Annotated in this window: 28 protein-coding genes; 20 read left to right on the forward strand and 8 right to left on the reverse strand. The window is 41.0% G+C overall.

What is annotated here, in order from left to right:
* The first annotated feature begins 17 nt into the window (after positions 1–17).
* Entirely contained in the window at positions 18–1,919 is a 1,902-nt protein-coding gene (gene mutL, locus C6Y07_RS01705) for a DNA mismatch repair endonuclease MutL (RefSeq protein ID WP_106156165.1), read from the forward strand.
* Between the two features lie 208 nt (positions 1,920–2,127).
* On the opposite strand, the gene bslA is transcribed toward mutL, so the two are convergent.
* The gene (gene bslA, locus C6Y07_RS01715; protein ID WP_060596340.1) at positions 2,128–2,664 is read right to left on the reverse strand and encodes a biofilm surface layer hydrophobin BslA; all 537 of its coding nucleotides are present in this window, start codon (positions 2,662–2,664) and stop codon (positions 2,128–2,130) included.
* 125 nt (positions 2,665–2,789) lie between these two features.
* A complete protein-coding gene (locus C6Y07_RS01720; protein ID WP_060596342.1) occupies positions 2,790–3,188 on the reverse strand; it encodes a hypothetical protein in 399 nt (132 codons plus the stop codon).
* Positions 3,189–3,756: 568 nt separating this feature from the next.
* Here C6Y07_RS01720 and C6Y07_RS01730 point away from each other — a divergent pair.
* From C6Y07_RS01730 to C6Y07_RS01740, 3 genes are all read left to right on the forward strand, one after another.
* The gene (locus C6Y07_RS01730) at positions 3,757–4,230 is read left to right on the forward strand and encodes a CarD family transcriptional regulator (protein WP_034662177.1); all 474 of its coding nucleotides are present in this window, start codon (positions 3,757–3,759) and stop codon (positions 4,228–4,230) included.
* A 312-nt stretch (positions 4,231–4,542) separates the two neighbouring features.
* Positions 4,543–5,292: a poly-gamma-glutamate hydrolase family protein gene (locus C6Y07_RS01735; protein ID WP_034662173.1), complete on the forward strand. Its 750-nt coding sequence runs from the start codon at positions 4,543–4,545 to the stop codon at positions 5,290–5,292.
* 165 nt (positions 5,293–5,457) lie between these two features.
* On the forward strand, positions 5,458–6,606 hold the full coding sequence (locus C6Y07_RS01740) for a Rap family tetratricopeptide repeat protein (RefSeq protein WP_106156167.1): 1,149 nt from the start codon (positions 5,458–5,460) through the stop codon (positions 6,604–6,606).
* 90 nt (positions 6,607–6,696) lie between these two features.
* On the opposite strand, the gene aprX is transcribed toward C6Y07_RS01740, so the two are convergent.
* Positions 6,697–8,022 carry a serine protease AprX gene (gene aprX, locus C6Y07_RS01745; protein ID WP_060596349.1) on the reverse strand — a complete coding sequence of 442 codons (1,326 nt, stop codon included), beginning with the start codon at positions 8,020–8,022 and terminating at the stop codon, positions 6,697–6,699.
* Between the two features lie 584 nt (positions 8,023–8,606).
* Between aprX and C6Y07_RS01750 the strand changes: the two genes are divergently transcribed.
* Together C6Y07_RS01750 and C6Y07_RS01755 are read left to right on the forward strand one after the other, a co-directional pair.
* Positions 8,607–9,341, forward strand: coding sequence for a poly-gamma-glutamate hydrolase family protein (locus tag C6Y07_RS01750; RefSeq protein ID WP_034662166.1), 735 nt, complete (start codon positions 8,607–8,609; stop codon positions 9,339–9,341).
* Between the two features lie 77 nt (positions 9,342–9,418).
* A complete protein-coding gene (locus C6Y07_RS01755) occupies positions 9,419–9,868 on the forward strand; it encodes an OsmC family protein (RefSeq protein ID WP_034662163.1) in 450 nt (149 codons plus the stop codon).
* Positions 9,869–9,915: 47 nt separating this feature from the next.
* On the opposite strand, the gene erbB is transcribed toward C6Y07_RS01755, so the two are convergent.
* The 4 genes from erbB to C6Y07_RS01775 all read right to left on the reverse strand — a co-directional run bounded on the left by erbB (position 9,916) and on the right by C6Y07_RS01775 (position 11,526).
* Entirely contained in the window at positions 9,916–10,284 is a 369-nt protein-coding gene (erbB, locus tag C6Y07_RS01760; protein ID WP_034662159.1) for an SMR family multidrug efflux transporter EbrB, read from the reverse strand.
* Positions 10,285–10,299: 15 nt separating this feature from the next.
* Positions 10,300–10,617, reverse strand: a complete 318-nt coding sequence (gene erbA, locus C6Y07_RS01765) for an SMR family multidrug efflux transporter EbrA (protein ID WP_060596350.1) — start codon at positions 10,615–10,617, stop codon at positions 10,300–10,302.
* A gap of 2 nt (positions 10,618–10,619) precedes the next feature.
* Positions 10,620–11,162, reverse strand: a complete 543-nt coding sequence (locus C6Y07_RS01770) for a TetR/AcrR family transcriptional regulator (RefSeq protein WP_060596352.1) — start codon at positions 11,160–11,162, stop codon at positions 10,620–10,622.
* A 112-nt stretch (positions 11,163–11,274) separates the two neighbouring features.
* Positions 11,275–11,526 (reverse strand): hypothetical protein, encoded by a 252-nt coding sequence (locus tag C6Y07_RS01775; protein WP_060596353.1) that lies wholly within the window; start codon positions 11,524–11,526, stop codon positions 11,275–11,277.
* Positions 11,527–11,630: 104 nt separating this feature from the next.
* Here C6Y07_RS01775 and C6Y07_RS01780 point away from each other — a divergent pair, with 104 nt between their 5' ends.
* The 9 genes from C6Y07_RS01780 (at position 11,631) to C6Y07_RS01820 (ending at position 18,505) form a co-directional block, all read left to right on the forward strand.
* A complete protein-coding gene (locus C6Y07_RS01780; protein ID WP_060596355.1) occupies positions 11,631–12,032 on the forward strand; it encodes a YmaF family protein in 402 nt (133 codons plus the stop codon).
* Positions 12,033–12,101: 69 nt separating this feature from the next.
* Positions 12,102–13,058 (forward strand): tRNA (adenosine(37)-N6)-dimethylallyltransferase MiaA, encoded by a 957-nt coding sequence (gene miaA / locus C6Y07_RS01785; protein ID WP_060596357.1) that lies wholly within the window; start codon positions 12,102–12,104, stop codon positions 13,056–13,058.
* A gap of 25 nt (positions 13,059–13,083) precedes the next feature.
* Positions 13,084–13,305 (forward strand): RNA chaperone Hfq, encoded by a 222-nt coding sequence (hfq, locus tag C6Y07_RS01790; protein WP_003211269.1) that lies wholly within the window; start codon positions 13,084–13,086, stop codon positions 13,303–13,305.
* A 161-nt stretch (positions 13,306–13,466) separates the two neighbouring features.
* On the forward strand, positions 13,467–13,793 hold the full coding sequence (locus tag C6Y07_RS01795) for a YmzC family protein (RefSeq protein ID WP_060596359.1): 327 nt from the start codon (positions 13,467–13,469) through the stop codon (positions 13,791–13,793).
* Between the two features lie 79 nt (positions 13,794–13,872).
* The gene (locus tag C6Y07_RS01800; protein ID WP_003212415.1) at positions 13,873–14,085 is read left to right on the forward strand and encodes a hypothetical protein; all 213 of its coding nucleotides are present in this window, start codon (positions 13,873–13,875) and stop codon (positions 14,083–14,085) included.
* Between the two features lie 265 nt (positions 14,086–14,350).
* A complete protein-coding gene (gene nrdI, locus C6Y07_RS01805; RefSeq protein WP_008360380.1) occupies positions 14,351–14,743 on the forward strand; it encodes a class Ib ribonucleoside-diphosphate reductase assembly flavoprotein NrdI in 393 nt (130 codons plus the stop codon).
* Entirely contained in the window at positions 14,703–16,805 is a 2,103-nt protein-coding gene (gene nrdE / locus C6Y07_RS01810; protein WP_066030874.1) for a class 1b ribonucleoside-diphosphate reductase subunit alpha, read from the forward strand. The genes nrdI and nrdE overlap by 41 nt, the downstream gene beginning before the upstream one ends.
* Before the next feature lie 17 nt (positions 16,806–16,822).
* Entirely contained in the window at positions 16,823–17,803 is a 981-nt protein-coding gene (gene nrdF / locus C6Y07_RS01815; protein ID WP_024424085.1) for a class 1b ribonucleoside-diphosphate reductase subunit beta, read from the forward strand.
* Positions 17,804–17,887: 84 nt separating this feature from the next.
* Entirely contained in the window at positions 17,888–18,505 is a 618-nt protein-coding gene (locus C6Y07_RS01820; RefSeq protein WP_066030873.1) for a hypothetical protein, read from the forward strand.
* Between the two features lie 66 nt (positions 18,506–18,571).
* On the opposite strand, the gene C6Y07_RS01825 is transcribed toward C6Y07_RS01820, so the two are convergent.
* Positions 18,572–19,330 (reverse strand): N-acetylmuramoyl-L-alanine amidase, encoded by a 759-nt coding sequence (locus C6Y07_RS01825; protein WP_106047822.1) that lies wholly within the window; start codon positions 19,328–19,330, stop codon positions 18,572–18,574.
* A gap of 320 nt (positions 19,331–19,650) precedes the next feature.
* Here C6Y07_RS01825 and spoVK point away from each other — a divergent pair, with 320 nt between their 5' ends.
* The 5 genes from spoVK (at position 19,651) to glnA (ending at position 25,189) form a co-directional block, all read left to right on the forward strand.
* On the forward strand, positions 19,651–20,610 hold the full coding sequence (gene spoVK, locus C6Y07_RS01830; protein WP_034662129.1) for a stage V sporulation protein K: 960 nt from the start codon (positions 19,651–19,653) through the stop codon (positions 20,608–20,610).
* Positions 20,611–20,731: 121 nt separating this feature from the next.
* Entirely contained in the window at positions 20,732–21,994 is a 1,263-nt protein-coding gene (hflX, locus tag C6Y07_RS01835; RefSeq protein ID WP_106061490.1) for a GTPase HflX, read from the forward strand.
* An 18-nt stretch (positions 21,995–22,012) separates the two neighbouring features.
* Positions 22,013–23,293 (forward strand): methionine gamma-lyase family protein, encoded by a 1,281-nt coding sequence (locus tag C6Y07_RS01840; RefSeq protein WP_060596370.1) that lies wholly within the window; start codon positions 22,013–22,015, stop codon positions 23,291–23,293.
* A gap of 91 nt (positions 23,294–23,384) precedes the next feature.
* The gene (locus tag C6Y07_RS01845; protein WP_060596372.1) at positions 23,385–23,795 is read left to right on the forward strand and encodes a MerR family transcriptional regulator; all 411 of its coding nucleotides are present in this window, start codon (positions 23,385–23,387) and stop codon (positions 23,793–23,795) included.
* Positions 23,796–23,854: 59 nt separating this feature from the next.
* Entirely contained in the window at positions 23,855–25,189 is a 1,335-nt protein-coding gene (gene glnA, locus C6Y07_RS01850; protein ID WP_060596374.1) for a type I glutamate--ammonia ligase, read from the forward strand.
* The last annotated feature ends 304 nt before the right edge of the window (positions 25,190–25,493 follow it).

Consider the following 25,493-nt stretch of genomic DNA (forward strand, 5'->3'; position numbering starts at 1 on the left):
AAGGTGAGGTGAGCAAAATGGCAAAGATTATTCAGTTATCCGATGACCTATCCAATAAAATTGCTGCAGGTGAAGTAGTCGAGCGTCCGGCTTCTGTCGTAAAGGAGCTTATGGAAAATGCAATCGATGCAAGCAGTACAGTGATTGAAATCGATGTAGAAGAAGCAGGTCTTTCCTCTATTAGAATGATTGATAATGGTGTTGGAATCGATGCTGAAGATTGTAAGCTCGCCTTTCAGCGCCATGCAACGAGTAAAATCAAAGATGAAAATGATCTGTTCCGTGTCAGAACGCTCGGGTTCAGGGGAGAGGCGCTGCCAAGTATCGCATCTGTCTCTCATCTAGAAATGAAAACAAGTACTGGTGAAGGAGCTGGAACGCACCTGGTACTGCAAGGCGGAAAGATCATTTCAGAGAAAAAAACCTCTGGCCGCCGCGGTACCGAGATTGTCGTTACCAACTTATTTTACAATACGCCTGCCCGTTTAAAATACATGAAAACCGTTCATACGGAGCTTGGCAATATATCGGATGTCGTCAATCGAATTGCGCTGGCTCACCCAGAAGTATCGATTCGCTTGCGACATCAAGGGAAAGTCCTGCTTCAGACGAATGGAAACGGGGATGTGCGGCATGTGCTTGCGGCCATTTACGGGACAGCTGTTGCGAAAAAAATGGTGCCGCTTCACGTGCAATCACTTGATTTTGAAGTGAAAGGATATATCTCCTTGCCAGAAGTGACAAGGGCATCACGGAATTATATGTCTTCTGTTGTAAACGGCAGATATGTTAAGCATTTTCCGCTCGTGAAAGCGGTCCATGAAGGGTATCATACCCTGCTGCCGATTGGCCGCCATCCGATTACATTTATTGAGATGAAGATGGACCCCATTTTAGTGGATGTGAACGTTCACCCTTCGAAGCTTGAAGTGAGACTAAGTAAAGAGCAGGAACTTCATGAGCTAATCAAACAAGGAATTAAGGAAGTATTTCAAAAGCAGCAACTCATTCCAAGTGCTTCGCTGCCAAAGAAAGCACCAATGCCAGCTATCAAAAATGAGCAGCAATCCTTAACCTTTGATGCGAAAAAAATAAACACAAGCGTGTCGGAAACGCCGCTATCCTATCAGCCGGAGCCTCTCGAATCGGTTGTATACGAGACAAGTCAGACGGGTACATATGGGACGCCTGAGCAGGAAAAGACTGAGGCGTCATCACCCGTATTTTATGAAGATGCTCCATCTGAGCGTGTTCAGTTAGAGGAATCCGCCGCTTCACTAGAATATGAAGAGTCGGTACTGAGAGAAGATGTTGCAGAAACCATTTCAGAAAACGAACGTGTTCCAGTCATGTATCCCATCGGGCAAATGCACGGCACATATATTTTGGCTCAAAATGAACGAGGGCTTTATATTATCGATCAGCATGCGGCCCAGGAGCGAATCAAGTATGAGTATTATCGTGAGAAGGTAGGAGAGATCAAGCAGGAAGTGCAAGAAATGCTCGTCCCATTAACATTCCACTACTCGAAAAACGATATGCTGATTATTGAAGAGCATAAAGAGATACTAACGAAAGTGGGCGTCTTCTTAGAGCCTTTCGGTTCAGGAAGCTACATTGTTCGGTCGCATCCGCAGTGGTTTCCAAAAGGGGAAGAGGCTGAACTGATCGAAGAGATTATAGAGCAAGTGCTAAATGAGAAGCGTGTTGATATCAAAAAATTGAGAGAAGAAGCGGCGATCATGATGAGCTGTAAAGGTTCTATCAAAGCAAATCGCCATTTGCGAAATGATGAAATCAAAGCCCTATTAGATGAACTCCGGCAGACAAAGGACCCCTTCACTTGTCCGCACGGCCGGCCGATCATCATTCATCACTCGACATATGAAATGGAAAAAATGTTTAAACGGGTCATGTGATCAAATGAAAAAAAGACAAAGGGCTAAAATCATCTTGATTTTGGCCCTTTGTCTTCTTTTCAGCGTGATAGAAAACCTTTGCAGTCTAGGAAGGGCGAGCACCGGAACGGAGCGAATTGAACATTCGTGAGTAACGGAGCACAGACCTGACAAAGAATGCGAGGGTTTGTCTACACGCTGAAGCGCTCTTATTAGAGCGCTTTTTTATTTAGCATCCACAAGGATTTGGCGGTGTGACCACAACTGGTCGTGTTTGAATATCAAGGGTGTCCTCTGCATAAAATTTAGAACCAATGCTAAGCGCACGGTTTTCTGCGCGGAACGTATATGTACCTGCAGCAGGAAGTACTTTATGAGAAAGTTGTAATTTATATTGTGAGATTCCTAATAAATCGATTCTAGCTGGAATGCGGACAGTTTTTCCACTGTTCAAAATGTAGCTGTCTTTTAATGCTTTTCCATTGAAGATGTCTTTTGTTGTCGCTTGAAAGCCTGCAGGCAATGTGAACTCAATGGCACCGATACTTAAAATAGAATTTGGGCGGTATGTCAGCTCAATGTCAGAAAAAGACCATTCCTGCTTACTTGTACCTGTAATTTTTGCATAAAGTTCAGCTGGTCTTGCATTCGTTGATGCTTTGCCTTCCTCCGTTTTGACTCCTTCTGCGGATGCGGCAATCGGTACCGATAGTGCCATGACCAGTGTAAGCATTCCGATCATGATCATTGTCCATGTTTTTTTCATTTTTTCCTTCCCCCTTGTTGAATATAGGCAAATAATAGATGATTACACCCATTATTTACCTATAAGGTTACCATATTCCTATATGGTATTAAATGGTATATTGTACCCTTATTTTTTCACTTTGTTTAGTAATAACGGGGGAAAAACGCATTTGGTTGGTTCATTCCATAACCATGGCCTGTCATTTGCTGATTTGGCATCATCATATGCATATCTTGATATCCGTATGGATGATATGGCATCATTCCGTATCCACCATAGTGGCCAAGATGATGGTGATCTTTCATTGAAACATGTGAAAAGGCATCATGCTGATTTGGAAACGGCGAATAGGTTGAATGATGATGTGGATAGTGTCCGCTGTACATATCTTTTTTACCGGTATGATCATGCTTTGGCATATTCATAGGATCCTCCATGTTTGGCGCGACCACATGCTCATGATTGGCTGTATACACATTCTCAAATGTATGATAGGGGTTTTCTTGGTGATGATGATTCATTGGGCTATTCATATTGTTCATTTGATATCTCATCCTTTATGTCAGGTTGCCATATCCTATGAGCATGATCCGTTTCATGAGCCTATCCATATGAAAAAAACCGGCTTTTCAGCCGGGAAAACGAAAAGCAGGTGAAAGCGTCAATTGCTAATATGAGAAGCCATGTCTTCTTCTACGACGCTTCTTACAGCTGCTGCAGACACTTTTAGGACAGTAATAGGGATCGTAGCTTCTAGAAGTATCCCAGAAATCGCTCTCAAACCATTTATCTTTTTTATGATGAAACTTTTTTTCTTTACATGGATCCTCATGGCAATGATCGTCATGCTTTTTATAACAGTTTGAGTGGGAATGTTTGCACTTGCATTTGCACATTGTCATCCCTCCTAAATGTGACTCAATGCTAGTATATGCAAGAATAAGACAAGGGGACTGGATAATGGCGCTTTTTTTGTAAAAAAAGGCTTTTTCTGAAAAACTCAAATAAAAAGAATTGACTAGTGCTAAAATAACATGATAGAATATAAATTTTTATCCACCGATGAAATGTGTTATAATCATAATGTGAATACTTTCGGAGGTGGCGGATTTGTTTCAAATAGGTGATAAAATTGTTTATCCTATGCATGGTGCCGGTGTGATTGAAGGAATGGAAGAAAAAGAGATTTTAGGTAAGACGGAGGAATATTTTCTGATTCAAATGCCGAATATGCAGATGATGATCCCAAGAGGCAGAATCAATCAACTAGGTATACGTCCGGTAGCAGATCAAGCAACGCTGAAAGTTGTGATGAACAATTTTGCAGAAGAAACAAACGACGACACGCTTACTTGGAAGCAAAGATATGATGAAAATCTGAAAAAGCTAAAAACAGGTGCGATCGAAGATGGTGCAGACGTTGTCAAAGATCTGATGAGACGCAATCAGAAGAAAGCATTAAATTCAAGTGAAAAGAAGATGCTTGAAGATGCACGAGGCATGTTAGTGAGTGAGATTTCTCTTGCACAAGGACTGTCGCAAGATGAAGTCCTTTCAGCTTTAGAGAATGAACTAAGAGTTTAATGATGGATATACAGTAATTGGCTGTAAACAGAAGGGCATACCTTTTGTTTACGGCTTTTTTTGTTTGAAATCAGAAGAATATGTCCATTTTTGTAGGTGATTTTAACTAAAGCTAAAATAAGGTCATACGATGCAGTTTTTATTCAAGCAACGAATGATTCAAAGAAGTCAGAAATACCTAGGGCAGCATAAAAAACAGGTAAGTTCTCCTGATTCGTTCAAATGAGCCGGACAACCTTTGAATTCTGTTAGCCATTGATAGTAAAATAATGCGATAAGATGACACCTAAGAGAATGAAAAGGAGCGGTGAAATGAAAAGGCTACTGATATGTGGATTCATCTTTCTGATCCTGTGTGCTCTTTTAATGGTGAAATGCAGCCATTCTGTTCAAGAAAAAAAAGAGCAAAAACAATATCAAGAAGAGGTAGAAAAGTATCAAAAAGAGCGAAAAAAAGGGGATCAATATGAAAGCTTTAAACAGCTTATCCGACATGAAAGAGAAGGCTATGAAATAGAATTTCACGAAAAGGGTGGAAGTGATTTACTCGTCTTTTCTCCTCATGGAGGGGAAATTGAACCAGGAACAAGTGAAATTGTAGAAGCATTTCAAGAAAAGTACTCTACGTATTTGTTTGAAGGAACAAAACAAGACAATAATCGTGATTTGCATATTACAAGCACCAAGTTTGATGAACCGATATTGGTTCAAATGATTAAAACGTACCCCTTCTCCATTTCTATCCACGGCTATAAAAGTGATAAAAGACACACGCTAGTTGGCGGGACAAACGAAAAAATGCAAAGAGCAGTTGTACGAGAATTAAAGGATCGAGGATTTTCTGCAGAAATGGTGCAAGAAGGCGAACGGCTTTCAGGAACAGATCCCAAAAATATTAATAATCGAAATGCGAGTGGTGAAAGTGTTCAGCTAGAAATTAGTACGGCGCAGAGAGAAGCCTTTTTCGACAATTTTGATACGAGAAAAGGAAAGAAAAAAGCATTCAGACGTTATATCAGTGCTTTAAAAGAAGTATTAAGAGAATTTGACCCATCTTCGTAGAAAAACCGTTTTGATGGGCAAAAGTACTCTATTTAAACTTGGTAAAAAAGATAGAAATATGCGAAATGAACATAAATTATGTAATAACTTACAATTTGCCTTAAAAACATAAATTATGTAAAATAATAGTTATCAGTTTGATATGATAGAATGGGGCTGAAGTGGATGGCACACAAAATACCATCTTCCGAAGTAGGTGTAAAGATCAATCAATGGTACACGCATATTTGCAAATTTGAAGTCGAACAAGCAAACGATATGAAGCTCCTTGTTGAAGAAGAAATTCATGAGATGGAAGAGGATCAAGATTTACTTCTATATTATTCTCTAATGGATTTTCGCCATCAAATGATGCTTCAGCATTTAACGCCAGTCCATGCAGGGAGTGAAACGCTTCAAGCCGTGTCTTTTCCGAAAGAAATGGAAGATGGAGAAGATGAGATGACAGGCTTGCTCGGCTATTACTTTCATTTTTTCCATGGAATGTATGCGTTTATCCAGCGCCGGTATATCGAGGCTATTTCCTATTACAAGCATGCGGAACATCAACTGATCTTAGTGACAGATGAGATTGAAAAAGCGGAATTTTACTATAAAATCGCTGAAGTATACTATCATATGAAACAAACTTATTTCTCCATGCATTATGCTAAAAAGGCGAGAGACATTTATAAGAAACATCAGCTTTATGGAAAAAGAAGCATTCAATGTGATTTTGTCATGGCAGGTAATTGGATTGATGTGAGTCAGCACCAAAAAGCGCTTCCTTATTTAGAAAAAGCGTTAAAGGTCTGTGAAGCGATGGAACGGCAAGAATGCACATCTTATTTTAAAGCGATGGCTCTTAATAACTTAGGTGCTTGTCATTATAGTATGGGAACGTATCATACAGCGACTGTCTTTTTTGAACAAGCCATTTCCCTTTATCAAAAAGATCAAGCATCCACGATGATCAAATCATTATTCTCACTTGCCCTTACTTGTTTTAAACTCGGAGATATCCAGCGGGCTGGCGAGGCTATACGTAAAGGAATGAAAGAGGCTTGTTTATTGGAAGATGAAATTTATCAGTTGAAATTCCAATTTTTGCAGGCGCTTTATATAGAAAAAGACAGCTGTGAGCAATTAAGGTCGGCCCTTTTTGGTCTGCGAAGCAAAAAAATGTTTGCTGATTTAGAGGAATTAGCGCTTGATGCGGCTAATTATTATAAGGAACGCGACATGTACAAGGAATCTTCCACTTTTTTTGAGATTGTGATCGAAGCGCGTACGCACATTCAAAAAGGAGATGAGATGTATGAGAACGAAGCATAACATGTCAGCTGCTCAAGTAGATGAAAGACTTCACACGTAATAACAGACAAACAACACCCTTTACGAATCAACGTAAAGGGCTTTTTTAATTTATTCTTTGATGGCTTTTTCTGCGTCAATGGCACCTGCTCCGTAAATCATCGGGTCATCTCCAGACCACTTGCTTGTATTTTCTTTTAACAGGGTTTTGACATCATCGGGCGTTAAATCTGGTGAATGCTCTAATAGAAGAGCGCAAATACCAGCACAAATCGGTGTTGCCATAGATGTGCCAGATAACGCCGTGTAATCGTCCTCGACTCTGCTTGATTTATCGAGTTTATCTAGAAAGGACCTTGGTGATCTGAGAGAGACGATGTTCACTCCTGGTGCAAGGATATCAGGCTTTGTTTCACCATAAACAGTAGGGCCTCTGCTCGAAAATGGTGCCACGATATCATCGTTTGATTCTGGTGTATTCCGGTCATCAAAAGCGCCAACCGTAATAACTTTTTGACTGACGGCAGGGCTCGCAATCGTTTGACTGTTAGGACCAGAGTTTCCGGCAGCGACGCATACAACAATGCCTTGATCCCAAGCAGCATTGACAGCGCGCACCATCGGATCGTCTTGTTCGTCATCATAACGCTGGGCATCTCCGCCTAGTGACATACTCATAATATGAATCGGATCATCAGGGTGATCTTCATTGAACTGGATGCACCATTCAACCCCTTCTATAATAGTAGAAAGTGATCCAGCCCCTTGTTTATTTAACACTTTCACGCCAATTAAATGAGCTTTTGGAGCAGGTCCTTTGTACAAGCCATCTGAGGCAGCTCCGTCTCCAGCTACATCTCCAGCGCAGTGAGTGCCATGCCCGTTATCATCATAAGGCTTTGTTTTTTGCTTGACTAAATCCACAAAATCGCGAATTCTTCCTTCTAGATCTTCATGCGGATAAATCCCTGTGTCAATGACAGCGACCGTAATACCTTCCCCTGTTAAGGTTGTACCGTTTCGGATGACTTCATCAGCATGACTTGCTTGTGTGGCCATATCCAGAAGTGCATGAACTTTCCGGTCTAAATAAATTTTACGAATATGCTCACCATTCGCTAACAGCTCCTCTAAAGCATCCGGTGTTAGGTCAGCAGCGCAGCAGTCGATATGTGAAAAGTGCCGTTTAATTTTTGTTTTTCTACTTTTTTTCATGAACTGTTTTGCGCTTTGAATACCTGCTTCGACCGCACCTTCCTTAAATTCAATGATCACACGAAGCTTCTTTCTCTTCTTTAATCTTCCTTCAAAGAAACGATGAAGAAAGCATGGCGTCCATTTAAAAGGTTTATAAAGGTGAAGGACGGTTTCTCTTAAAGGCTGATCCAGTTTACTAGCATGTGTTCTGACCATTTGCACCATAGAAAATCCAAACATGTAATGCCCTCCATTCTAGCTATCCATTCTTGTACACTATTACGTTATGAGAATGAGAGCTGCTTGGTTCGGATTCATGCCCCTCCTTTTCTTCATATTGGCGGCTGACTGATTTCTCTTTAAAAAGAAAAGCGCTTACATTTTGTAAAATAATAGAAAAAGGTGAAAAACATGTAGAATCTGCCGATGATAGGTGGGAGAGTTCTTCAAAGAGAACCGGTGAAACAATCGATTTTGCAGAAAAAAAGGGGGGATAAACAGGGTCAATGCTCATACAAATGTGGCTTGTCACAGAGGAAAAAAATCAAATCCATATAAATACAAGCCGAATTAAAGAAAACAGACTGGATAGAACTAGGCCATTTTAAACATAACTTCATTTGTCTGTCATACTATTCTAACTCTGTTTTCAAAGAGGAGAGGCGTTTCTGTGTATATAAATGCAATTATCTTATTTTTGAGGAATCTCATGATCTAGAGTGTTATGATCAAATTTGAAGAGAAAAAGTGGAAAAAATGAAAAGAAATGATGATTCAGTATAAATCATAGAAACGGCTTAGAAATCTGTTAAAGGAGAACGGGAATGAAGAAGTTTTTTGCTTTGCTTCTCCTGCTTGCGATCGGATGGGGCGTTTATTATACAATGCAAGCACAGGAACATGATGAGCCAGTGTCATCAGGTGGGGAAGACGAAAGCGGTTCAAATGATATTTATCGCAATTTTAAAGAACTGGAAGAAAACGAATCAACAAGCAGCTATCAGATTACAGCCAACCCAGTGCCTGGAAGCCGTCTTCTAGTGATGTCACCCCATGGCGGGAGGATTGAAGGCGGCGTGAGCGAGATCGTCCATTTTTTCGATAATGATTTCTCTACGTATTTGTTTGAAGGCTTAAGAGAGAATGCGTCAGAACTTCATATTACAAGCACAAACTTTGATGAGCCAGTCGGCGTCGCGCAGGCAAAAGCACACGATTATATCTTAGCAGTTCATGGATACAAAGGTGAGGAAGGAATTGACCATACTCTCGTTGGCGGAACAGATTACGACCGTGCAGAAAAAATTGTGAACTCATTAGAGCGGAACGGATTTTCTGCTGAACTGGCTGTCGCACACGCAACCCTGAGCGGAACAAGCAATCATAATATTAATAATCTTACAAAAACAGGGCAAAGTGTACAGCTAGAGATTAGTAGAAGTCAGCGTGAAGCTTTATTTGACAGTTTTGACTTTCGGCGGCGGTCGAGTACAAAAAACGAGACGTTCTACCGGTATGTCAGGGCGATTCGGACAGTGCTGGATGAGGAATATACATAAAGATGGTGCACATGTTAAGACAAGCAGCGTGAATTCTTGTTACACTATAAAAAGTGATAATAAAAGGAGAGACGAATATGGCGCGTCATCATTTTCATCTTCAGGCGAGCTGGCCTGGTCTGCGTAACGATGTGGGTACAATCTCATGTGAACAGTTAAAAACGAAGATTTCAATTCCAAAAGAAATGGACGGTCCCGGCATTGGAACAAATCCAGATGAGATGCTTTTAGGTGCAGCGGCTACGTGTTATATTATTACACTTGCCGCTATGATGGAGCGGAGCCAATTAGAGAAAGAGGATCTAACGATGAGTTCTGAGGCTGTCGTAGATGTGACCAATGGTGTGTTTACATATGAAAAAATCATTCACCGGCCTGTCATCATCCTCAAACAATCCGCTTCCCCGCAAGATATTGAGCTGGCCCGCAAGCTCGCGCATAAAGCCGAAAGCTCATGTATGATCTCAAGAGCTGTTCAAGGAAATGTGGCCATTTCCTTAGAAGAAACCATTCAAGTTGGCGGGTAAAAACAAAAAAGTCATTTTCTCTTATTAAATGGAGAAAATGACTTTTTTTATGACGTCCATTCGGTTTGATCGATTTGTTCTTTGTTTTCTTCCTTTTGTTTTTTGGACAGGTTCAAGACAATCACGCCGCATATCACAAGTGCAAGGCCTATGAAGCCTTTTATGTGAATGGTTTCGTTAAACAGCACGAGTCCGATAAGAGCAGTGAGTGCTGTTCCAACGCCAGACCATGTCGCATAAGCAGACGAAAGGTCAATGGTTTTAAGTGCCAAACTGAGGAAGGTAAAGGCGCAGCCAAATCCGATCAGGACCCCAATACTCGGCAGCAGTTGCGAAAAACCTTGTGAAAGCTTCAGCATCGTACTGCCAAAAACCTCCGTCAAAATGGCTCCTGTTAAATAGAGCATTCCTTTCATGATCTCCCACATCCTTTATGACATATTTAAAAGTACAACCCCTGAGACAAGCATCGCTATCCCAATGACTGCTCTTTGGTTCAAGGTTTCTTTGAAAAAAAGCACGCCAAAAATAGCCGTGAGGACTGTACCAACCCCAGACCATGTTGCGTAAGACATGCTAAGCGGAATGATGTTAAGTGTCAATGACAGCATATAAAATGCAAGTGTATAGCCAGCAACAACGACTGCGCTAGGCTTAAAGCGCGTAAAGCCATTTGAGAGTTTTAACATCACGGCGCCAATGGCTTCTGAAAAAATGGCCACAGCCAGAAAAAGATATCCGAGGATCATGATCATCCCTCCTCTAATAGGTGTAAAATCCGATGAAGTAAAAGGGTTTTTTCTTCTCGATTCAGCGGTTCAAGCTGAAACATTTCTGAAAACCATATCCCATCACATGCGAGTCGAATTAGCTGACTCAATGCAGGGTCGTTTATTTCCTCAGCTGCTTTCGCTTTGAACTCCGCATAAAAATCACGCCAAGGGTTCAATAACGCTTCATCAAATGACATGGTAGCCATCATACTTGTACATAGCTGGGTCGTATTTTGATGATCAACATCATGTAATGTGGCCAATAAATATGCACGTACATAAGGCGCTTTTTCGTGTTTGTAAGTTTCTTGATACGTTTCGAGCTGCTGACGAAAGCAAAGAATCGCGTGCTCATTCATTTTTTGGATGAGCTCTTCCTTGCTTGCAAAATGATAAAGCAGGCCGGCTTTGGTCATATGTGCATGCTCTGCCACTTGCTGAAGGGTAAGCTGGCTTAATCCTTCTTCTAAAATCGTGCGGGCAGCTGCATCAAAGATTTGCTCTTTTTTGGTTTTAGACATAAAAAAAACACCTACTTTACTGAACGGTCGGTAAAGTAAATGTTAACCCATCAAAAACGAGTGTGTCAATCGATTCATTTGATGAACAGATATTTTCACTAAAACGTCATATTTAATAATAAGGGTATGGTCCATATGGCGGATAAGGCGGCGGATAAGGGTACCCATATCCATATCCATATCCTGGCGCAAGCAGAGACCCAGCAAGCAGACCTCCAGCAAAACCACCTAAAAATGGAGGTCCGAAGAATCCAGGTCTACCATAACCGAATCCAGGTCTCCCAAACCCAAAGCCCGGGCGTCCAAAACCAAAAGGTCTTCTCAAGTCTTCTTGCATAAATGGCTGTGCGTCAAAATAATTCATAAAAAAAGGCTCCTCTCACATAAAATCACTGTAACTGACATCAGTGTATTCGAATGGCCTATATGTGTTTGGGTGAATGCCTAATATAAGGAGGAATGTTAAAAATGGGCCTGTATCCATCTGATTGGGCAAAATGCCCGCCGCATGCTCATGCCTATAAAGCACGAACGGATGTAACAGAGGAGCATTATCATTTAATAGAAGGCATTTCTCAGCCTGTCAATGGAAGCAATACAGATCAGCATACACATTTTTATCGCGGGATCACCTCTTTTGAGAGGGGGCATTTCCACAGATACTACGGCATCACAGGGCCTGCGATACCGAGAGTGGATGGTACGCACTATCACGAGATTGAGGAAGTCACGTTTTCTGCCTATAACGATTCTGTCCCTATTCCGTATGGAGGAGTCGTCTATAGTCCGGACGAAGAGCGGCCAACGCATACGCACCGTTTAAAAGGAAAAACATACGAAGTGGTCGGAAATGAACCACTCGGCTGGTGATAGGCCGTATATAGGAGAGAATGAGAAGTTATGCTATACTGTAGGCAGTTTGTAAAAGAGAGTGATGTTATGAAAAAAACGAAACAACCAGTGATTGTATTAGTAGGACCGACGGCTGTCGGCAAAACAAAACTGAGCATTCATATAGCCAAAGCATTTAATGGAGAAATTATCAGCGGTGATTCTATGCAGATTTATAAAGGAATGGACATTGGAACAGCTAAAATCACCCCTGAAGAAATGGATGGTGTCCCGCATCACTTAATTGATATTAAAGAGCCGGAAGAATCCTTTTCTACAGCTGAATTTCAGCAGCTGGTCCGTTTGAAAATCAAAGAGATTGCCGCTAGAGGGAAAACACCCATGATTGTCGGCGGAACAGGTTTGTATATCCAATCTGTTTTATATGATTATACATTTACCGACGAGAAAAGTGATCCTGCTTTTAGAGAAGAAATGGCGCTGTTTGAACAGCAGCATGGCCCCCTTCAGCTGCACGAAAAGCTAAAGGCAGTAGACCCTGATGCTGCAAAAGCCATTCATCCGAATAATGTCCGCCGCGTGATCCGGGCGCTGGAAGTGATCCATACAACAGGTCAGAAAATGTCGGAGATGCAAAACGGTCATCAAGAAGTTCCTCTTTATGATACAGCCTTCATTGGGCTGAAAATGGATCGAGAGCTTTTGTACGAGCGCATTCACCAAAGAATTGATATGATGATAGATGAAGGCTTAATTGAGGAAGTGAGCGCACTTTATCAATCTGGCTTGAAGGATTGTCAATCGGTTCAAGCGATTGGTTATAAAGAGCTGTATGCGTATTTTAAAGGTGACTGCTCACTTGATGAAGCCACCCGGCAATTAAAACAAAATTCCCGCAGATATGCGAAGCGTCAGTTCACGTGGTTTCGTAATAAAATGGATGTCACTTGGTTCGACATGACACCGCCTTGCCACTTTTCAGACAAAAAAGAGGAAATTTTCGCATATATAGCAGGAAAGCTTGAACTTAAAGCGAAACTGTAGTTATCAGAATCAAGGAGGACGAAACATGAAACCGATTAATATTCAGGACCAATTTTTGAATCAAATCCGTAAAGACAATACCTTTGTCACAGTATTCTTACTGAATGGCTTTCAGCTTCGCGGTCAAGTGAAAGGGTTTGACAATTTCACGGTGCTGCTTGAAACAGAAGGGAAGCAGCAGCTTATTTATAAACACGCCATTTCTACATTTGCACCTCAAAAGAATGTAAATCTAGAATTAGAATAGGATATGTTCGACCTAATAGCCCCATGCATCTGCGAATAAACCGGCCGGAACCCGCTACGTTTTTTGTCAGTGCAGAGGGGCTATTTTGCATGCCGTGAAACTTTTCTGTCTATTTTACGTATAATCCCTTATTGGATATGAAGAAAGGTGAGGGAAGCGATATGGAAAATGCAGAGCTTGAATTAAGAAGGATTAGAGTGATCCTTCTATTGATTGGGATTGTTGTCTTATTTGGATCGTGCACCATTTCAAACATTGAATCGAGACAGGAAAGCTCGCATAACTATGCTAATCAAGATGATAATGGACATATAGAAGGCCTTTTACAATCAGCTGTTGCACTAAAAAATAATCACTTTGCTGTTGTGAAAGATGATGAAGTACATGTGTACCGGTTTGATGAAAAAGAGGGAGAACTGACCCTCGTTAAAACGAAGTACATAGATGAATGGGACGAGGAATATGATGATGATTCTGTTGAAGAGTAAGCACGTAAATTTACAAATGAATGTGAAGTCGCTACACTATAATCATGCATCAGACATCTAGACAGAAAAGGATGAGTTCATGACACACAAAATTAAAATTAATCACTGGGAACAAACTTGTGAAGACGACTCCTGTTTCGAATATGGAACAAGCGTTTCTGTAAATGGGAAAGAATTAGTCAGAGAAGCTTCAATCGTCTCTGCGCTTGAAGCGGTGCTAAAAGAATTAGGTGTTGAAGTGGAAATTACAGAAGTGTCAGAAGATTTACAGTGCGACGCCTACAAAAAATAAAACAAAAAGTCTAGTCTACTAAGCGATTTTTTTTCGTGTTATGATAGATTTCGGTTTCAGTTGAATAGGGAGTAGAGCAGTCTATTTTTAGATCCTGTTCTGCTCTATTTATTTGAACGTACGAGTTCGGCTATGAATGTTCGGCCGGGTTGGTTGATTTTTTTCGTTTCGAACATCTATATGTTGTGTTTTGAAAAAACATAGTATACTATATATAGTGAATAACGAAATGATCAACAATACTAAAAACTAGGTCGTGATGGAATTGATTCAAATCGTATTTGATTCAAAAACGGGAAATGTTCAACGCTTTTTGGACAAGACCCCTTTTACAGACAAACGAAAATTGACTGGAGAAGAGTTTTTGGATACGCCGTTTATTCTCGTCACCTTTACGACAGGATTTGGACAAGTCCCTAGTACCACTCAGTCCTTTTTAGAGAAAAATGCTCACCTTTTACTAGGTGTAGCGGTGAGTGGAAACAAAGTGTGGGGAGATAATTTTGCCAAAAGCGCCGATACGATTTCTAAACAATATCAAGTTCCTATTTTGCACACCTTTGAACTAAGCGGAACAAAAAGGGATGTTGAATTGTTTACACAGGAGGTAGAAAGAATTGTCACAAAATCAGGTTCCAAAGTGGATACAATTAAATAACGAGATTATGATTCAAAAAGAAGGAAAGTTTCAGTTTGATAAGGACAAAGAAGCTGTACATAGTTATTTCGTAGATTATATTAATCAAAACACGGTCTTCTTTCACAACTTAGAAGAGAAGATTGATTACTTAATAGAAAACGACTACTATGAGGAAGAATTTTTAAGACAATACAGCATGGCAGATATTAAAGAAGTATTTGAAGCTGCATATGCGAAGAAATTTAGATTCCCATCATTCATGAGTGCGTTTAAGTTTTACAACGACTATGCGCTGAAAACAAATGATAAAAAGAAAATCCTTGAACGCTATGAAGACCGCATTTCAGTTGTAGCGCTTTTCTTTGCGGGCGGAGATAAAGAAAAAGCACTTGAGTTTGTAGAACTGATGATCAATCAGGAGTACCAGCCAAGTACACCAACATTCTTAAACGCTGGACGTAAAAGACGCGGTGAGCTTGTGAGCTGTTTCTTGCTTGAAGTGAATGACTCATTAAACGATATTTCAAGAGCGATTGATATTTCAATGCAGCTTTCAAAACTAGGCGGCGGCGTCAGTTTGAACCTGTCAAAACTTCGTGCAAAAGGCGAAGCAATCAAAGATGTTGAAAACGCGACAAAAGGTGTCGTCGGCGTGATGAAGCTTCTTGATAATGCATTCAGATATGCAGATCAAATGGGACAAAGACAAGGATCAGGCAGTGCTTACCTCAATATTTTCCACAGAGATATCAATGATTTCTTAGATACAAAAAAAATCTCTGCTGATGAAGATGTTCGTGTGAAAACATTGTCCATCGGTGTTGTCATCCCGGACAAATTTATCGAGCTGGCAAGAGAAGATAAAACAGCTTACACCTTCTATCCACACACAGTCTATAAAGAATATGGACAGCATCTTGATGAGATGGACATGGAAGAAATGTATGATGAGCTTGTAGAAAACCCGGAAATCAAAAAAGAAAAAGTCAATCCGAGAAAGCTTCTTGAAAAATTGGCTGTTCTTCGCTCAGAATCAGGCTATCCATATATCATGTTCCAAGATAATGTGAATAGAGAGCATGCATTAAACCATATTTCACGAGTGAAATTCTCAAACCTTTGCTCAGAAGTGCTTCAGGCTTCAGAGGTCTCTTCTTACACGGACTATGATCAAGAAGATGAAATCGGTCTTGATATTTCTTGTAATCTTGGTTCATTAAATATCATGAATGTCATGAAAAACAAATCGATCGAAAAAACGGTCAAACTTGCAACAGACTCACTAACACTTGTGTCTGAAACAACAGACATTCGCAATGCACCGGCTGTTCGAAAAGCGAACAAGGCGATGAAATCAATCGGACTTGGCGCGATGAACCTTCACGGGTATTTGGCTCAAAACCAAATTGCCTATGAAAGTGAAGAAGCAAGAGATTTCGCGAATACGTTCTTTATGATGGTGAACTATTATTCAATTAAACGCTCAAGTGAGCTTGCAAAAGAAAAAGGAGAAACATTCCATCGTTATGAAGGCTCTGGCTATGCAACGGGTGAGTACTTCAATAAATACGTGGAGAATGATTTCACACCAAAAACAGAAAAAGCAGCAGCACTATTTGAAGGCATGCACATTCCAACAAAAGAAGACTGGGCAGCACTCAAAGACTTTGTAGCGGAAAATGGCATGTACCATAGCTACCGCTTATGTATTGCACCAACAGGTTCCATTTCTTATGTGCAATCGGCCACAGCCTCTGTTATGCCAATTATGGAACGTATCGAAGAAAGAACATACGGCAACAGCAAAACCTATTACCCGATGCCAGGTCTTTCAGCGCAGAACTGGTTCTTCTATAAAGAAGCGTACGATATGGACATGTTTAAAGTGGTCGATATGATCGCAACGATTCAGCAGCACGTCGATCAAGGAATCAGCTTTACACTATTCCTGAAAGATACGATGACAACGCGTGACTTAAACCGCATCGATCTGTATGCACACCATAAAGGCATTAAGACACTTTATTATGCAAGAACGAAGGATACAGGGCAGGAAGGCTGTCTTTCTTGTGTTGTTTGATTAAAGGAGAGTTTAACGTGACAAAAATTTATGATGCAGCCAACTGGTCAAAACACGAAGACGATTTTACACAAATGTTTTACAACCAAAATGTGAAGCAGTTCTGGCTTCCTGAAGAGATTTCCTTAAACGGGGATCTCTTAACATGGAAATATTTAGGTGAAAAAGAGCGAGATACGTACATGAAGGTACTTGCTGGCCTGACTTTACTTGATACAGAACAAGGAAATACAGGGATGCCGATTGTGGCTGAACATGTAGACGGCCATCAGCGTAAAGCGGTATTAAACTTTATGGCGATGATGGAAAATGCGGTACATGCGAAATCATACTCAAATATCTTCATGACACTCGCACCAACTGAAACGATCAGTGAAGTGTTTGAATGGGTCAAGAAAAATAAATTCTTGCAAAAGAAAGCAGATATGATTGTCAGTTTATACCGTTCGATTCAAAAGGACGATCCGATTTCCCTCTTTAAAGCAATGGTTGCTTCTGTTTATTTAGAAAGCTTCCTATTTTACAGTGGTTTTTACTACCCGCTTTATTTCTATGGACAAGGAAAGCTCATGCAAAGTGGTGAAATCATCAACTTGATTTTGCGTGATGAAGCGATTCATGGTGTATACGTTGGATTATTAGCACAAGAAATTTACAACAAACAAACACCTGACGTGCAAAAAGAGCTATACGATTTCTCAATTGACCTCTTGAACGAGCTTTATGAAAATGAACTTCATTACACGGAAGATATATATGACCAAGTCAATTTATCGCATGATGTGAAAAAGTTCATTCGTTACAATGCCAATAAAGCGTTAATGAACCTTGGATTTGCCCCTTACTTTGAAGAAGAAGAGATCAATCCAATTGTATTGAACGGACTCAATACAAAAACAAAATCGCATGACTTCTTCTCAATGAAAGGGAACGGCTACAAAAAAGCGACGGTTGAGCCGTTAAAAGATGACGACTTCTTCTTTGGAGATGAATCATAAGTAAGGCGTAAAAGTCAAAACGCATCACTCGTTTTGGCTTTTTGCCATTTCATACAATGCGTTACATACTGGAGGTTACCGAACATGGGAAAAATGGATGAAATCATACTAGTTGCACCGCGCGCACGCGTGTTCCAAAACGAAACGCTTGCGTTTAATGGTGTGAATAGTGAAGAGAAAACAATCAACACCATTATGAAAGAAATCGAAGAGCACTTCAAGCAGATGCGCAGAGGCGATGCGGAAGAAAATCCTGACTTCAAGCAGCCGATTCCTTATGTCGTGATTAAGCGTGAGGACGAAGTGTATGTATATGAAAGGCTTCAAGGCGGGGGAGAGACTCGATTGCATCATAAGTTATCTCTTGGCTTTGGTGGTCACATGAATTTTATCGAAGGAAAAAACTTTGCTGAAATTCTAAAAGAAAATACGGATCGTGAACTAGACGAGGAACTTTCTATTCAAGAAGAAGACAAACTTGAGATGAAAACCCTTGGATTAATTAATGATGATGACAACAGTGTTGGCCGTGTGCACATTGGCCTGTTATCAGCGCTTGAATTATCTTCAGGTGCTCATGTAGAAGTGAAAGAAACAGATCAAATCTCAGGAAAATGGATGAAAGCATCCGATTTGAAAAAGCCCGAATACTTCGATCGACTTGAAACATGGTCTCAATTTGTCGTGAACATTTTAGCATAAAAGAATCAATCATAAACCGGCTCAGCAGCAGACTTGAGCCGGTTTATTTCGTTATAACAGCTTCAGTTATTGGAAAACGAATGCGTCGTGACCGGCCTGTTTCAATCTTGCGACGAGGTCATCCGCATTTTGCTTTGTACGAAAAGCTCCTGCTTGCACTCGGAACATACCGCCCTCTAATACAACGAAGGCGTCAAAGCCTTTTGATTTCAGCGTGGCTGCTAATTCATCTGCATTGGCTTTCACCTTGAAAGCTCCAGCCTGTACTTTATAAAGATTACCTGCTTTTTTTTTCAGCTGAAAGGCTTTCTCTAATCCAGTGGCATGAGCGCGAGCGATGCCTTGAAGGAAGGTCGCATTGCGGAGCTTATTTGCATCAGCTGTCGTATCGATGAAACCATTCTCTGTTAAAATAGCGGGCATAGAAGTTTCTCGAAGAACGTGGAAGTTCGCTGTTTTCTTGCCGCGGTTGGCAAAATCCACCGAGCGAACAATTTCATCATGAAGGGCATTGCGATACGTGGTGGTCGGTGCTGAAACGCCAGGATACACAAAGCTTTCAAAACCTGTGCCCCCGCCTGCATTAACATGAATAGACACGAAATAGTCAGCTCCCCAGCTGTTTGCCGCATTTGTACGCTGGGACAAAGTGACGGATTGGTCAATTGAACGACTTAAGCGGACGGAAACCCCATCATATTCACTAATCATGATATCTCTCAGTAAAAGTGCGATTTGAAGTGTGATGTTTTTCTCCAAAAGTCCATTAGCAGCAGCTCCAGAATCTGTTCCTCCGTGGCCAGGATCAATAAAAATCTTCACCATCTATTCATCACCTCGTCTTTATTTTATGAGAAAATAGAAGAATTGCCTGTACAAAATGCGGAAATCATTGAGACTCTTTTCTGCATAATTTGTGATGAGAAAGCTACATTTTTCTAAGAAAAAGTAAATTGTTGGTTTGTCCGCCTAAATTGGATGAATACAATGGAAATAGCACATCATTTCCTGGGAAACCGCAGAAATCCCTACAATATTCGGTATCTCGGGTCATTTTGACAGCAAACTTGGGCTTAAGCGGGCGATTGTCACGATTACAGCTCCACCCGAATAGAATAAAGAGAGAAGAGCGAGAGGTGAATACGTTGGAGCGAGCTGTCACATATAAAAACAACGGCCAAATCAATATTATACTTAACGGACAAAAGCAAGTATTGGTTGATGCAGATTCAGAGGCAGAATACCTAGAAGCCTTACAGAAAAATGAGGCAAAACACAGCATCTTACGGGAAATAGAGCGTGAAATGAACAGCCTTGTTGGTATGGATGAAATGAAACGAAACATAAAAGAGATTTATGCTTGGATCTTTGTCAATCAAAAAAGGCAGGAACAAGGGTTAAAGGTAGGCAAACAAGCGCTTCATATGATGTTCAAAGGGAATCCAGGCACAGGGAAAACAACGGTTGCAAGGCTTGTCGGGAAGCTTTTCTTTGAAATGAATGTCCTCTCAAAGGGGCACTTAATTGAAGCGGAACGCGGAGATCTTGTCGGAGAGTACATTGGTCATACTGCGCAAAAAACAAGGGAGTTAATTAAAAAATCACTAGGCGGCATTTTGTTCATCGACGAAGCCTATTCTCTTGCCCGCGGAGGCGAAAAGGATTTTGGGAAAGAAGCGATTGATACCCTAGTAAAACATATGGAGGACAAACAGCACGAATTCATTCTCATTCTTGCTGGCTACTCCAAGGAAATGGATCATTTTCTATCATTAAACCCCGGCCTGCAATCAAGATTTCCAATCAATATCAGCTTTCCTGATTATACAGTCGATCAGCTCATGGACATTGCCAAACGAATGATGGCTGACAGAGAATATATATTTACGCAAGAAGCTGAATGGAAGCTGCGAGATTATTTAATGCACATTAAAAGCACCACAAGCCCTGCAAAATTCAGTAACGGCCGGTTTGTGCGAAACACGATTGAAAAGGCCATTCGAACTCAAGCCATGAGACTTCTGCTTGTGGATCATTATGATAAAAAAGATTTGCTCACCATTAAAAGTCACGATCTGCAAATGAAAGAGGATACGCCTACTTAAAATGGCGTATCCTTTTTATAAAGAGATACTAAAATAAACCATCCGAATAGTGGTATACGTGTGATGTGTTTGGTATGATGGTACTACTGAAAACTTAAGTACAGAAAGGAAACAACTGACGTTGAATGAACATGAAATGACAGAAAAAGCGATCCTTGTCGGCTGTCAATTGCCGCATGTCACGGATGAACGCTTTCAATACTCAATGGAAGAATTAGCTTCCTTAACCAAAACGGCTGGCGGTGAAGCTGTCAGCGTAATGACGCAGAAGAGAAATAGACAAGACAGCGCAACATATATCGGTAAAGGCAAAGTAGAAGAGCTTGAAGTGCTTTGCGAGGAATTCGAATGTGATGTCATTATTTTTAATGACGAACTGTCTCCAAGTCAGCTAAAAGCTTTGGCAACTGCCTTAGATGTGAAAATTATTGATCGTACACAATTGATTTTAGACATCTTTGCAAAAAGGGCTCGTACAAGAGAGGGGAAGCTGCAAATAGAGCTTGCCCAGCTTCAGTATGCCTTGCCGAGACTAAGCGGACAAGGGATCAGCCTCTCAAGGCAAGGAGGCGGAATTGGCGCAAGAGGTCCAGGTGAAACAAAACTTGAAACAGATAGACGCCATATTCGAAACCGCATTCACGAAATTAACGGGCAATTATCTACAGTCAAAGAACACCGTACAAGATACCGGGAACGCCGGAAGAAAAATGGGGTGTTCCAAATTGCCATTGTCGGATATACGAATGCTGGAAAATCTACTTTGTTTAATCAATTAACAGAAGCAGATAGTCATGAAGAGGATCTGCTGTTTGCGACGCTTGATCCAATGACACGTAAGATGACATTAGCATCTGGCTACAGTGTGCTGATTTCAGATACTGTTGGCTTTATCCAAGACCTTCCAACAACACTGATAGCGGCATTTCGTTCCACTCTTGAAGAAGTGAAGGAAGCTGATTATTTGCTTCACGTCATCGATTCTTCTAATGAGGATTACGAAGGTCACGAACGGACGGTTCATGAGCTTTTAGAGGAATTAGAAGCAGATCGTATTCCAATGCTGACGGTTTATAACAAAGAAGATCGAATCAGACCGGATTTCATCCCATCTTCAAAGCATCGTCATCTGTTAATCAGTGCGAGACGCGAAGAAGATGTGAAGCGGTTAAAAGCGGATATCATGGCTGAACTGAAAAAAACCTTTTTAAAGCCATATCATGTGAAGATTCCAGCGTATGAAGGAAAGCTCATCTCCGCATTAAAATCAGAAACGCTCGTGGAATCACTAGAATTTCAAAAAGAAGCAGAACTTTATGACATCACCGGGTTTAGTGGTGAGGAGCAGACCATATTAGGTCAAATCAAGAAGTATATGTTGTAAGAAAGGAATTAAATCAAGATGTTTCATACATTAAAACACGGCAGTATTTTAGAAAAAGTAGCAGCAGAAACAGAACAAGACATTTTACACGTGCATCAGCAAATTGATCAAAAGAGCGAACAAAATGAGTGGCGGGTGCTTGAAAGCTACCGAAAGCATAAAGTCAGTGACTCTCACTTTAACCCGACAACTGGATATGGCTACGATGATATGGGAAGAGACACGTTAGAAAAGATCTACGCGGATGTCTTCGGAGGAGAAAGCGGCCTTGTGCGTCCGCAGATCATTTCCGGCACACATGCGATTTCCATTGCGTTATTTGGTGTGCTGAGACCTGGCGATGAATTGATCTATATGACAGGAAAACCATACGATACGCTAGAAGAAATTGTAGGGATTCGCGGCAAAGAAGGGACAGGCTCATTAAAAGATTTCCAGATTGATTACAAGGCCATTGATTTAAGGCTAGATGGATCAGTCGATTATGACAAAGTAAAAGAGTCGATCTCCTCGAAAACAAAAGTCATCGGCATTCAGCGTTCGAAAGGCTATGCTTCAAGACCCTCCTTTACAATAGAAGAAATCGAGCAAATGATCTCATTTGTAAAAGAGATCAATGAAGAAATCATTGTGTTTGTGGACAACTGTTATGGTGAATTTACTGAATTACAAGAACCATGTCATGTGGGAGCGGATCTTATGGCAGGTTCTCTCATTAAAAACCCAGGCGGCGGCCTTGCCAAAACAGGCGGCTACATCGTTGGAAAAGAAAAATGGGTAGAAGCTTGCTCTTATCGAATGACATCTCCGGGCATCGGCAGTGAAGCGGGTGCATCGCTGTATGCGCTCCAGGAAATGTATCAAGGATTTTTCTTAGCACCGCATGTTGTGGCGCAAAGCTTAAAGGGCGCAGTGTTCACGGCTCGTTTTCTTGAGAAGCTCGGGTTCCAAACGAACCCAGCGTGGAATGCGAAAAGAACGGATTTGATTCAATCAGTCGAATTTGGCGATCCTAACAAAATGATTGCGTTCTGCCAGGCGATTCAATATGCATCTCCGATCAACAGTCACGTCACACCGCATGCGAGCTATATGCCGGGCTACGAGGATGATGTCATCATGGCAGCGGGCACCTTCGTCCAAGGAGCTAGCATCGAATTGTCAGCCGATGGACCGATCAGACCGCCTTATACAGCCTACGTTCAAGGCGGACTCACGTATGCCCATGTGAAAAATGCGATTTGCAGTGCTGTAGATGCCTTATTGGAACAAGGTTTTATCGACATACCTGCTCAATAAAAAAACCCATGTTAATATTCCTAACATAGTGTTGACACATAATATAACATGACATATAATAAATTTAAGCAAAGAGGAGGAGACAGTTGAGATGAGTGATAACATTCGCCGCTCAATGCCTTTATTCCCAATTGGGATTGTCATGCAGCTAACAGAATTATCTGCAAGGCAAATTCGCTATTATGAGGAAAATGGATTAGTATTTCCAGCAAGAAGTGATGGGAATCGCCGATTATTTTCTTTCCATGATGTTGATAAATTACTAGAAATTAAAAACCTCATCGAACAAGGTGTAAACATGGCAGGAATCAAAAAACTTTTTGCCAAAGCTGAGGCAGAACATCCAGCGTCTAATACAAAGGCCGAGGAGAAAACCACAGCCAAGCACAACTTGACAGATGATGAACTCAGGAAGCTACTGAAGAAAGAACTCATTCAGGCTGGACGTTTCCAACAAGGAACGACCTTTAGGCAGGGGGATATGTCAAGGTTCTTCCGTTAACCAATTAGCAAAAGCATTGCTATACAATTTTACCTTTTGTAGGGGAGGAGTTTTACGAAATGGCAAAATACACAAGAGAAGATATCGTAAAATTAGTAAATGAGGAAAACGTAAAGTACATTCGTCTGCAATTTACAGACATTCTCGGAACGATTAAAAATGTTGAAATTCCTGTGAGCCAGTTAGAAAAAGCTCTCGATAACAAATGTATGTTTGACGGTTCATCTATTGAAGGCTTCGTACGTATTGAAGAATCAGATATGTATCTATACCCAGATCTCAACACATTTGTTATTTTCCCTTGGACAGCAGAAAAAGGTAAAGTTGCACGCTTTATTTGTGACATTTACAAGCCGGACGGGACGCCATTTGATGGAGACCCACGTAATAACTTAAAGCGTGTCTTAAAGGAAATGGAAGAACTAGGATTTAGTGATTTCAACCTTGGACCTGAGCCAGAATTCTTCTTATTTAAATTAGATGAAAAAGGCGAGCCAACGCTTGAACTAAACGATAAAGGTGGATACTTTGACCTTGCACCAACAGATCTAGGCGAAAACTGCCGCCGTGATATCGTGCTTGAGCTTGAAGAAATGGGCTTTGAAATTGAAGCGTCTCACCATGAAGTAGCACCTGGACAGCATGAAATTGATTTCAAATATGCAGGCGCCATCCGTTCTTGTGATGACATTCAAACGTTCAAACTCGTTGTCAAAACGATTGCGAGAAAGCACGGTCTTCATGCGACATTCATGCCAAAACCATTGTTCGGTGTAAACGGTTCTGGTATGCACTGTAACCTATCATTATTCAAAAATGGCAAAAACGCATTCTTTGATGAAAAAGCAGATTTACAATTAAGCGAGACTGCTAGACACTTTATCGCAGGTATCGTCAAGCACGCAACAAGCTTCACAGCGGTCACAAACCCAACGGTTAACTCTTACAAGCGTCTTGTACCTGGTTATGAAGCACCTTGCTACGTTGCATGGAGTGCACAAAACCGCAGTCCATTGATCCGTATCCCTGCATCACGCGGCATTAGCACACGTGTAGAAGTGCGCAGCGTTGACCCATCTGCAAACCCATACCTTGCACTAAGCGTATTACTTGCAGCAGGTCTTGACGGAATCAAAAATAAACTAGACGCACCAGCACCAATCGACAGAAACATTTATGTCATGGACAAAGAAGAGCGCCTTGAAAACGGCATCTCTGACCTGCCTGCAACACTTGCAGAAGCACTTGAGTTGCTCAAATCAAACGAAGTCATGATCAACGCACTAGGCGATCACCTATTCGAACACTTCATCGAATCAAAAGAAATCGAATGGGATATGTTCCGCACCCAAGTACACCCATGGGAACGCGATCAGTATATGTCTCAGTATTAATAAATAAAACCCCTTGGAGCCATTGGCTTCAGGGGTTTTTATTTTGGTCAAATTATATTCAGAAAAGAAGAAAACGATGTGTAAACCTATGTTTAAAAAGAGAATTAGTGTTCCTAAAGAAACTGTTTTAAAGTTGTTTCTACGCCACCAACTTCAATATCACTTCTAAGCAATTCTTTATGTTTTGAAGCAGCAACTTGCGCTTCTTTTTGTACTAAATTCACCTTTAGAAAGCTCTGTTACTTCTTGTGTTACAGGATCCATATGTTTAATTCTGTACTGCCATGTCGTTCCTCTTTTAATG

The organism is Bacillus sp. LNXM12-1, assembly GCF_003004375.1.
Classification (GTDB): Bacteria; Bacillota; Bacilli; order Bacillales; family Bacillaceae; genus Bacillus.